General features: G+C 65.6%; 11 protein-coding genes and 1 pseudogene. 6 read left to right on the top strand and 6 right to left on the bottom strand.

Translation table 11 applies throughout. The features are described from left to right. The coding region (locus tag VGH54_RS15470) for a putative sulfate/molybdate transporter (RefSeq protein ID WP_331512925.1) at positions 1 to 579 on the top strand (579 nt) is incomplete at its 5' end. Here VGH54_RS15470 and VGH54_RS15465 read toward each other — a convergent pair. Genes VGH54_RS15465 through glp form a run of 3 tightly spaced genes read right to left on the bottom strand, consistent with a single transcriptional unit; the run spans position 570 to position 2,787 of the window. Then, on the bottom strand, positions 570 to 1,049 hold the full coding sequence (locus VGH54_RS15465; RefSeq protein WP_331512924.1) for a MogA/MoaB family molybdenum cofactor biosynthesis protein: 480 nt from the start codon (positions 1,047 to 1,049) through the stop codon (positions 570 to 572). The two genes, VGH54_RS15470 and VGH54_RS15465, sit on opposite strands and share 10 nt — an antisense overlap. Beyond that, positions 1,049 to 1,543, bottom strand: a complete 495-nt coding sequence (gene moaC / locus VGH54_RS15460; protein ID WP_414688726.1) for a cyclic pyranopterin monophosphate synthase MoaC — start codon at positions 1,541 to 1,543, stop codon at positions 1,049 to 1,051. The genes VGH54_RS15465 and moaC overlap by 1 nt, the downstream gene beginning before the upstream one ends. Positions 1,544 to 1,581: 38 nt before the next feature. Next, positions 1,582 to 2,787, bottom strand: coding sequence for a gephyrin-like molybdotransferase Glp (gene glp / locus VGH54_RS15455; protein ID WP_331512922.1), 1,206 nt, complete (start codon positions 2,785 to 2,787; stop codon positions 1,582 to 1,584). Positions 2,788 to 2,886: 99 nt separating this feature from the next. On the opposite strand from glp, the gene VGH54_RS15450 reads away from it, so the two are divergent. Next, on the top strand, positions 2,887 to 3,333 hold the full coding sequence (locus VGH54_RS15450; RefSeq protein ID WP_331512921.1) for a molybdenum cofactor biosynthesis protein MoaE: 447 nt from the start codon (positions 2,887 to 2,889) through the stop codon (positions 3,331 to 3,333). 2 nt (positions 3,334 to 3,335) lie between these two features. Here VGH54_RS15450 and VGH54_RS15445 read toward each other — a convergent pair whose 3' ends face one another. Beyond that, positions 3,336 to 3,608, bottom strand: a complete 273-nt coding sequence (locus VGH54_RS15445; RefSeq protein ID WP_331512920.1) for a MoaD/ThiS family protein — start codon at positions 3,606 to 3,608, stop codon at positions 3,336 to 3,338. Between the two features lies 1 nt (position 3,609). Beyond that, positions 3,610 to 4,680 (bottom strand): GTP 3',8-cyclase MoaA, encoded by a 1,071-nt coding sequence (gene moaA, locus VGH54_RS15440; RefSeq protein WP_414688725.1) that lies wholly within the window; start codon positions 4,678 to 4,680, stop codon positions 3,610 to 3,612. A 132-nt stretch (positions 4,681 to 4,812) separates the two neighbouring features. Here moaA and VGH54_RS15435 point away from each other — a divergent pair. The 4 genes and pseudogenes from VGH54_RS15435 (at position 4,813) to VGH54_RS15420 (ending at position 7,780) form a co-directional block, all read left to right on the top strand. Beyond that, positions 4,813 to 5,233: pseudogene (locus VGH54_RS15435) on the top strand (TOBE domain-containing protein). Positions 5,234 to 5,543: 310 nt separating this feature from the next. Continuing rightward, complete coding sequence (locus VGH54_RS15430) at positions 5,544 to 5,933, top strand: oxidoreductase (RefSeq protein WP_331512919.1); 390 nt, start codon at positions 5,544 to 5,546, stop codon at positions 5,931 to 5,933. A gap of 13 nt (positions 5,934 to 5,946) precedes the next feature. After that, the gene (locus tag VGH54_RS15425) at positions 5,947 to 7,434 is read left to right on the top strand and encodes a molybdopterin-dependent oxidoreductase (RefSeq protein ID WP_331512918.1); all 1,488 of its coding nucleotides are present in this window, start codon (positions 5,947 to 5,949) and stop codon (positions 7,432 to 7,434) included. Further along, a complete protein-coding gene (locus VGH54_RS15420) occupies positions 7,421 to 7,780 on the top strand; it encodes a hypothetical protein (RefSeq protein WP_414688724.1) in 360 nt (119 codons plus the stop codon). Before VGH54_RS15425 ends, VGH54_RS15420 begins: the two co-directional genes overlap by 14 nt. Here VGH54_RS15420 and VGH54_RS15415 read toward each other — a convergent pair. Beyond that, positions 7,692 to 8,081: a hypothetical protein gene (locus tag VGH54_RS15415; RefSeq protein WP_331512916.1), complete on the bottom strand. Its 390-nt coding sequence runs from the start codon at positions 8,079 to 8,081 to the stop codon at positions 7,692 to 7,694. The two genes, VGH54_RS15420 and VGH54_RS15415, sit on opposite strands and share 89 nt — an antisense overlap. Positions 8,082 to 8,133: the final 52 nt, after the last annotated feature.

Genomic DNA, 8,133 nt, shown 5'->3' with positions numbered 1-8,133 from the left:
GGACCGTCGGCGGTGCACGTCCCGCACCTGAGCCAGGCCGGGTTCGCCGCGGCCGCCGCCGCCCTGGTGCTTCCACAGGTGCCGCTGTCGTTCGCCAATTCATGCCTGGCCACCGCGGACACCGCCCGTACCTATTTCGGCGACGCCGCCCAGCGGGTACGGCCGGGACGATTGGCAACCACGATCGGACTGGCGAACCTGTTCGCCGGCTCGATCAGCGGTATGCCGGTGTGCCACGGCGCCGGCGGGATGACCGCGCACCGCACCTTCGGCGCGCGCAGCGGCGGGGCCCCGATCATGTTGGGCAGCATACTCATTGCACTGGCCCTGGTGATGGGAGCGACGCTGACCGTGGCCCTGTCCGGTTTCCCGGTGCCGATTCTCGCGGGTCTCTTGACGGTGGCCGGCCTGCTGCACATCACACTGCTGAGAGATCTACGGGGATTCTGGCATTGGGCGCTGGCCATCGCGGTCGGTATCACCGGCTTCCTGAGCAACCTCGCGGTGGCTCTGGTTGGGGCGCTGGTGATTTGGTGGGCAGTCAAGGTGATTCGGACGCGGCGGGCACGTCACGAGTGATCTTTGCCGCCGATCTGGTCCAGCGCATGGTCGAGCACTCCGGCGAGCACCCCGAGACCGTCACGCACCCCGCCGGGTGAGCCGGGCAGGTTGACCACCAGAGTCCGACCGGCCACCCCGCACAGTCCGCGCGACAGCACCGAGGTCGGCACTTTCGGCAGGCCGGAACGCCGAATCTCGTCGGCCAACCCCGGAATCTCGTAATCGAGCACCGCGTTCGTCTGGGCCGGCGTCTCGTCGGTCGGCGAGATGCCGGTGCCCCCAGACGTGATCACCACGTCGACGCGGTCGGCGACCGCCTCGCGCAGCGCCTTACCGACCGGTTCGCCATCGGCGACGAGCTCCAGCCGCACCGACGAGAACCCGTGCTGTTCAAGCCATTCCGCGATCAGGGGTCCGCATCGGTCGTCGTACACTCCGGCCGCCGCGCGGGTCGAGGCGATCACCACCACCGCCGATCGACCCGTCATCACCGGGTCCAGGTTCCGTGCCGACCGCCGTCTTTGCGCAGCACCCGAATGTTGTCGATCCGCGCCGCCGGGTCCACCGCCTTGATCATGTCGTACAGCGTCAACGCGGCCACGCTGACCGCGGTGAGCGCCTCCATCTCCACGCCGGTGCGATCAGTGCTGTGCACCGTGGCTGTGATGTCGACGTCGGTCTCGCCCATGGTGAAATCGACGTCGACACCCGTCAGCGCCAACTGGTGGCACAGCGGAATCAGCTCGCTGGTGCGCTTGGCGGCCAGAACGCCGGCCACCCGTGCCGTGGCCAGCGCGTCGCCCTTGGGCAGGCCGCCCGCCGAGATCAGCTCCACCACCTGCGCGGACGTGTGAAGCGAGCCTGCGGCGACCGCCGTGCGTCTGGTGGCCGTCTTCTCGGTGACGTCCACCATGTGCGCCGCTCCCCCGGCATCGATATGCGAGAGCGGACCGTTGGGCGGCGTGGGTGCGGCGTCAGACATCGCCATCCATTCTGGCAGCTCTCACGGCATCTGCCGGGTTAGTCGATGTCCCAGACCTGCACTTGCGTGCCGGCCGGAACCTCGGTCGCGTCCACCGGGATGTCGATCAGGCAGTTCGCCGACGCCAAGTAGCGCACATGATGTGAGCCCGCCGGACCGTGGCTCGCGACGGTGTTGGTGGTGGCGTCGAACACCCCGCGGCGGAACTGGCGTTTACCGGCCGGCGCGGTCAACGTCTCGGCCAGCACCGCCGATCGCCGCGGCCGTTGCGGCGCCGGCAATCCCATCGCGGAGCGCAGCGCCGGACGAATGAAGACTTCGAAGGACACCAGGGCACTCACCGGATTCCCCGGCACCGTGACGATCGGTGTACCGGCGACTCGACCAGTGCCCTGCGGCATGCCGGGCTGCATCGCCACTTTCACGAACTCGACACCCTGATCACCGGATCGCCCGAAGGCGTCCTTGACGACTTCGTAGGCGCCGGCGCTGACGCCGCCGCTGGTGATGATCAGATCCGATTCTGCGGCGTACTCGTGGAGTACCGCGGTGAAGTCTTCAACGTCATCGCTGGCGGTCACCGCGCCGACCACGTCGGCGCCGGCCTCGCGGATCGCGGCGGCCAGCATGAGCGAGTTCGACTCGTAGATCTGCCCCGGCCGCAATGCGGCACCGGGCGTGACGAGTTCGGATCCGGTGGAGATCACCAGGACGCGCTGACGTGGGGTCACTATCAGCCGGTGCAGGCCGAGTGCGGCGGCCAACCCGACCGCCGCCGGGGTCACTACCTGCCCGACCCGTAACACCGTGGTGCCTGGCGCGACGTCCTCGCCGGTGCGGCGGATGTGGCGCCCCTCTGCGCTGGGCGTGGTGATCGTGACGACGTCGGTGCCGCCGTCGGTAGCCTCGACGGGCACAATTGCCGTCGCCCCGGCGGGGATCGGCGCGCCCGTCATGATGCGATGCGCGGTTCCGGGATCGAGTACCGGGATGTCGGTGCGACCAGCCGGAATATCCTCGGCGACAGGCAGTTTCACGGGATGCTCGGCGGTCGCAGAAGCGACCTCGTCGGCGCGTACGGCGTAGCCGTCCATCGCGGAATTGTCGAACACCGGTAGCGACAACGTCGCGGTCACGTCCTCGGCCAGCACCAGGTTTTCAGCGTCGCACAATTCGACTGCCACGGCGGGCCGCGCGGTGATCAACTCGGTGACGACGCGCTGATGCTCCTCGACGGACCGCATATCGTCAGACCGAAAACCGTTGGCTATCAATCATCGACAACGCCACCCAGCCATACCTTCGCTCTGGAAACTCTTGAGCTTGCCAATATAGTTGTTGTCGTGGAGAGTCGTGGCTCGGCGACCGCGCGGGTGGTGCGCGCCGCGCTGACGGACCAGCCGATTCTGCTGGCCGAACACGAGGGACTGGTGCGCCATCACGCGGCGGGGGCTGTCGTAGGTTTTGTCGGCGCGATTCGTGACCACGACGGCGGGCGGCACGTGCTGAAGCTGGAGTATTCCGCGCACCCGTCGGCAGCCGATGTCATCGCCGAGGTGGTGGCCGACGTAGCCACCAAATCGGTTGGGGTGCGGGCGGTTGCGGCCAGCCACCGGATCGGCGTGCTGCACGTTGGCGAGGCCGCCTTGGTCGTGGCGGTCGCCGCCGACCATCGCCAGGCCGCATTCGGTACGTGCGCGCAACTTGTGGACGTCATCAAGGAGCGGTTGCCGGTGTGGAAGCACCAATTCTTCGCCGACGGAAGCGACGAATGGGTGGGCTCGGCGTAGGGCTATCCCCCGGCGAACGGCGGCAAGACGTCGACCGTGTTGCCCGAGTGCAGAGGTTGCGCCTTGTCGTGCACGGCCACCCCGTCGCAGAGATACGAGCACCGCAGCAACACCCGGGCCAGTTCGGAGTTGCGGCTGCTCAGCTCGTCGACGAGGTCGCCGACCGTGACGCCGGCTCGCACGGTGAGTTCTTCGGAGTCGGAACCCGCGGCGGCGCGGGCGGCCGCGAAGTACCGCACACCGATGTCGATCAGACGGGCTGTCTCGGCGGTCACCTCAGCCGCCGATCGCGCTCATCGACCGCTGCGGCTGGACGAAATTCGGGGCGTTGATCCCGTGGCCTGCCGGTTTGTCCCACATCGCCGCCCGCCAGGCCGCCTCGATTCCGGCGTCGTCGACCCCGTCGCGCAGTAACGCCCGCAAGCCGGTTTCCTTCGTGGCGAACAGGCAGCTACGCAACTGTCCGTCGGCGGTCAGCCGGGTGCGGTTGCACGTCGAGCAGAACGGTTGTGACACCGAGGCGATGAGCCCGATCGTGCCGGTGCGGCCTGTCGCCGGGTCGGTGATCTGCCACAGCGCGGCCGGCGAGGCGCCCCGCGGGGTGACGTCGGGTGTCACCGCGAACGCATGGCGCTTGAGCTCCGCGAGCACCTGATCGGCGGTCACCATCGTCTGACGTTGCCAGTGGTGGCTGGCATCGAGCGGCATCTGCTCGATGATGCGCAGCTGATAATCGTGCTCGAGGCAGAACCGCACCAGAGCGACGGCGTCGTCCAGGCCGGTCACCGGATCCAGTACCGCGTTCACCTTGACCGGACGTAACCCCGCCGCGGACGCCGCGGCCAGACCCGCCACCACCTCGGTCAGCCGGTCGCGGCGGGTGATGGCCGAGAAATGCGCGGAGTCCACGCTGTCCAGCGACACGTTCACCCGGTCCAAGCCGGCGCCCGCGAGTGCCTCCGCGTGCCGAGCCAACAACACCCCGTTGGTGGTGAGCGCGAGCTCCGGGCGCGGCCGCAGGGTCGCCGCCTCGGCGACAACGTACTCAAGATGCTTGGCCAGCAAAGGTTCTCCGCCGGTGAACCGCACCTTCGTCACGCCCAGTCGGGTCACGGCAATCCGCACCAGCCTGGCAATCTCGTCGGGCGCCAGCAGTTGCTCCGCGCCCAGCCACGGCAGACCGTCGGCGGGCATGCAGTAGGTACACCGCAGGTTGCACCGATCGGTCAGAGACACCCGTAGGTCGGTCGCCGATCGGCCGTAGGTGTCGATTAGCGGGCCCGCCGATGGAGCGGAACCCTCGGGCCCCCGCGGCATCAACGGGACACCGAGCGTCGTGATCGTCACGGTAGCGCCCGGATCCTGGTCCCCCGTCGATACGGGTATTGCGAGAGCATTGCTGGCCATTATCCCCTGTGTTGAGCCGCATCGCTCGGAACACTCTTACGAGGTGGCCGCGCCCGCAGCTAGCATTTGCTCGTGTCATCGATGCGGATCCGTCAGGCGGCCGAGTTGCTCGGGGTCAGCGACGATACCGTCCGACGTGGATCGACAACGGTACGTTGCCGGCCAGCCAGGATCAGGCCGGTCGCAAGGTGATATCGGGCGTGTGTTGGCCGAATTCTGGCGCGGCAATGCCCCGTCGCCACCGCCGAACCCGCTCCGCATCGGCAGTTCAGCACGCAACCGCCTCGTCGGATTGGTCACCGATGTGCTGAGCGACAAAGTGATGACACGCGTCGAGATGCAGTGCGGGCCTCACACGATCGTGTCGCTGATGAGTACCGAGGCGGCGCGGGAGCTGAAACTCGAGCCCGGCAGTCTTGCCGTCGCCGTCGTCAAAGCGACCACCGTGATCGTCGAGACCCCGCAGGCACGGGAAGAGCCGTCTGCGGACTGAGTGATTGACGCCTGGTCCTTTCAGTGAATTGTACGGGTTTTGGCAGGTCTCCTACAGCATCGCCTCCCAGCGACGTGCTAGAGCCATGTGCGTGCGAAAGTTCTTGAAGTACAGATGTTTTCAGGGCTCGCGCTGAAAGTGTCGGGCTGTGATCCGGCGGTTTGCCCTGAGTCGCACTGGTTTGCGGAAAAATGACGGCGGGTACGCCCCCGGCGTGGGTGCGGTGGTCCGGCAGATAGAGCGCAGCCAATTGTATGAATGGCTTCGCCTGAAAGGCTACGTCGCCTTCAATCTGCCTCGACTGGTGACCATGCTGGGCGCAGCTCTGCTGACGGGAGTCGCCGGGGTGCATATCTACGTCGTGATCAGCCGACCGGCGTTGCCGACGTACTTCGCCGTCTACACCGTCGCAGTTGTCGGGTGTTGCCTGCTGACCGCTGTGGCTCTCTGGCTTGCTCGCAACCCTCGTGTGCCGCAAGCGGCGTGGTTGTTCGGCGACCTGGTTTCAGTCGTTTTCTTGTGTGGGTATCTGGCCAGTCGGGCAGTGACCCTGCCCGGCCTGGTCGCGATGACCGGGCGGTGGGATTTCGCACCCGGGACGTTTGCCGGCGCGTTCGCGTTGGGCTTCATCGCCGTGCACATGTCGGTGCTACTGGGGATCAATGTGGCCTATCCGCAACGGCAGCAGTGGTCCGACTAACGGGAATTCCGCGATGACGTCCGATTATCCGGTGTGGCTGCGAGTCGACCATTGGCTCAACCTGTTGTTCGTCACGTTGATCATTCGCAGCGGCATCGAGATCCTCGCCACTCATCCGAAGCTGTACTGGAACGACGACAGCAGGCCCGGAAGCGAGTGGGCGCGCTTCACCCCCAAAGTGATGCCGAAGAACAAGCTGTACGACACCCTTGACGAAGAGGAGGATTACAGCCCGTTCATTTCGTTGCCCGGTCGCGCACAATTGGGCCTCGGGCGGCACTGGCACTTTTTCGCGGTAATCGGCTGGATTCTGGTCGGACTCTCTTACTACATCCTGCTTTTCGCGACCGGGCAGTGGCATCGCTACTGGCCCGCCTCGTGGTCGATCTTCCCCGAGGCGTTGAAGGACATCGGCATCTACATGACGTTCAACCTGCCGCCGTTGCTGCCGGGTGAGCACTTGGATGCCATGCAGAAGCTCGCCTATGCAAGCGTTGTCTTTGGGTTAGCGCCGTTCCAGATCCTCACCGGCGCAGCGCAATCCCCTGCGGTCGAGGCCCGGTTCCCGTGGTACGTCCAGATGTGGGGCGGCCGGCAGTGGGCGCGCAGCCTGCATTTCGTGGGATTGGTCGCCTTTGTCGGCTTCATCGCCATCCATCTGTCGATGGTCTTTTTCTGGGGCTGGGGCAAATTGACCGCGAGGATGATCTTCGGCTCGATCCGCAACACCCACTGGGCGACAGCGTTGTCGCTGTTGATCATCGCGACCGTCATCGCCATCCACGTCGCAGCAACGCTGTGGAGCCTGCGCAACCCTCGTTCGGTTCAGCGCAGGCTGGACGCGGTGGTCGGCATTCCTCGACGGATGCTATTGCGGCCGTTGCGTTCACGGCAGAACTATCCGGAGCGCAAACTCACCATGCAGCATCGCGTCAATGGCAAGCCGCCATGTTCGACCGAGTACAAGGTGATGGCCGTGCACAACTTCGCCGACTGGCGTTTGCGCGTCGGCGGATTGGTGGAAAATCCGGTGACTCTGGACTTGGCGGAGCTACGCGCACTGGGCGAACCCGAAATGCAGCGGGTGATGCACAACTGCGTGCAAGGTTGGACGAGCATCGGGCAGTGGAGCGGCCTGCACTTGAGCGCACTGGTCGAACTGGTGCGCCCGCTACCGGAGGCGAGATACATCTGCTCGATGACCATGCAGGACAACGACCGAGACGAGCCCGCCTCGCACGGCGGAGGCCAATTCTATGAAGTGATGGACCTCGAACTCGCGTACAAGCCGCAGACCATCCTGGCCTACGAGATGAACGGCAAACCGTTGCCGATCAAACATGGCGCACCGCTACGGCTGCGAGTGGAGACGCAGGTCGGATTCAAGATGGCCAAATGGATCAACCAGATCGAGTTCGTCAACGATTACTCGGGCATTGGCAAGGGCGCTGGCGGTTGGCGCGAGGACAACGTCTACTACGCCAAAGATGTGGAGATCTAGCTTGTCTGACGAACCGATGGTCCGCCCCGAGTTGATCAACCTGGTCCCGGCCGACCAGGACCGCGTCCTGGAACATCTCGCCGCCAAAGGCGGGCACTGCGAGGGTTGCGGCGCTATCGATTTCACCGTCGGCCGCGCCCTTTATCTGGGTTTCCTCTTTCTCGATGAGGATGACGACGCCTACCTGGTGGCGTTGACGTGCCGCAACCCGAAGTGCGCGCAGCGCACCGCAATCGGGCTGCGCGAGAAGGACTTTCTCAGCCGTGGCGAAACCGAAGCCCGCGCCGCAACTTGGCTGGCTTCGGCTCCCGGCGGCGCTGAGCCGCGGCAGGGGGCGCAGCGCTGAACACCGGCTGAACCAATCCAATGCGCTCAATCAAGTCGGCCAGCCCGCGCATCTCGTCGCACAGCGCTTGAAACCGGCGCTCATCGGCCTCGTCGAGTAGCCCGCGCGAACTGTAGTGCACCAGCCGCGGCAGCCGCCCGGCAAGCGCGGTACCCCATCTGATACTGAAGTCGTATTTCTGGCCGTCGGTCACTTCGTCTTGGCGGCCAAGCTGTTTAAGCGCCTCGATCTGTTCGGTGAGGCGCTCGACGTCTTCGTCAATGGTGATCGCTAAGGGTCTTTTGTCCATCTCAGCCGCCATTGTCCTCCGTTTAGCTTGTCAGCGGCACGGCAGTGGGCGCATACGATTTCAC

This window comes from Mycobacterium sp. (genome assembly GCF_036488105.1).
In the GTDB taxonomy this organism is placed as follows: Bacteria; Actinomycetota; Actinomycetes; order Mycobacteriales; family Mycobacteriaceae; genus Mycobacterium.
The sequence above is the reverse complement of the archived record's forward strand: the minus strand, read 5'-3'. Positions and strand labels throughout refer to the sequence as shown.

What these genes read in the sequence shown, in the direction of transcription:
- VGH54_RS15465 (WP_331512924.1), bottom strand. Translation starts at nt 1,049, where the DNA reads ATGACGGGTCGATCGGCGGTGGTGGTGATCGCCTCGACCCGCGCGGCG.
- moaC (WP_414688726.1), bottom strand. Translation starts at nt 1,543, where the DNA reads ATGTCTGACGCCGCACCCACGCCGCCCAACGGTCCGCTCTCGCATATC.
- glp (WP_331512922.1), bottom strand. Translation starts at nt 2,787, where the DNA reads ATGCGGTCCGTCGAGGAGCATCAGCGCGTCGTCACCGAGTTGATCACC.
- VGH54_RS15430 (WP_331512919.1), top strand. Translation starts at nt 5,544, where the DNA reads ATGCTGGGCGCAGCTCTGCTGACGGGAGTCGCCGGGGTGCATATCTAC.
- VGH54_RS15425 (WP_331512918.1), top strand. Translation starts at nt 5,947, where the DNA reads ATGACGTCCGATTATCCGGTGTGGCTGCGAGTCGACCATTGGCTCAAC.
- VGH54_RS15420 (WP_414688724.1), top strand. Translation starts at nt 7,421, where the DNA reads ATGTGGAGATCTAGCTTGTCTGACGAACCGATGGTCCGCCCCGAGTTG.
- VGH54_RS15415 (WP_331512916.1), bottom strand. Translation starts at nt 8,081, where the DNA reads ATGGCGGCTGAGATGGACAAAAGACCCTTAGCGATCACCATTGACGAA.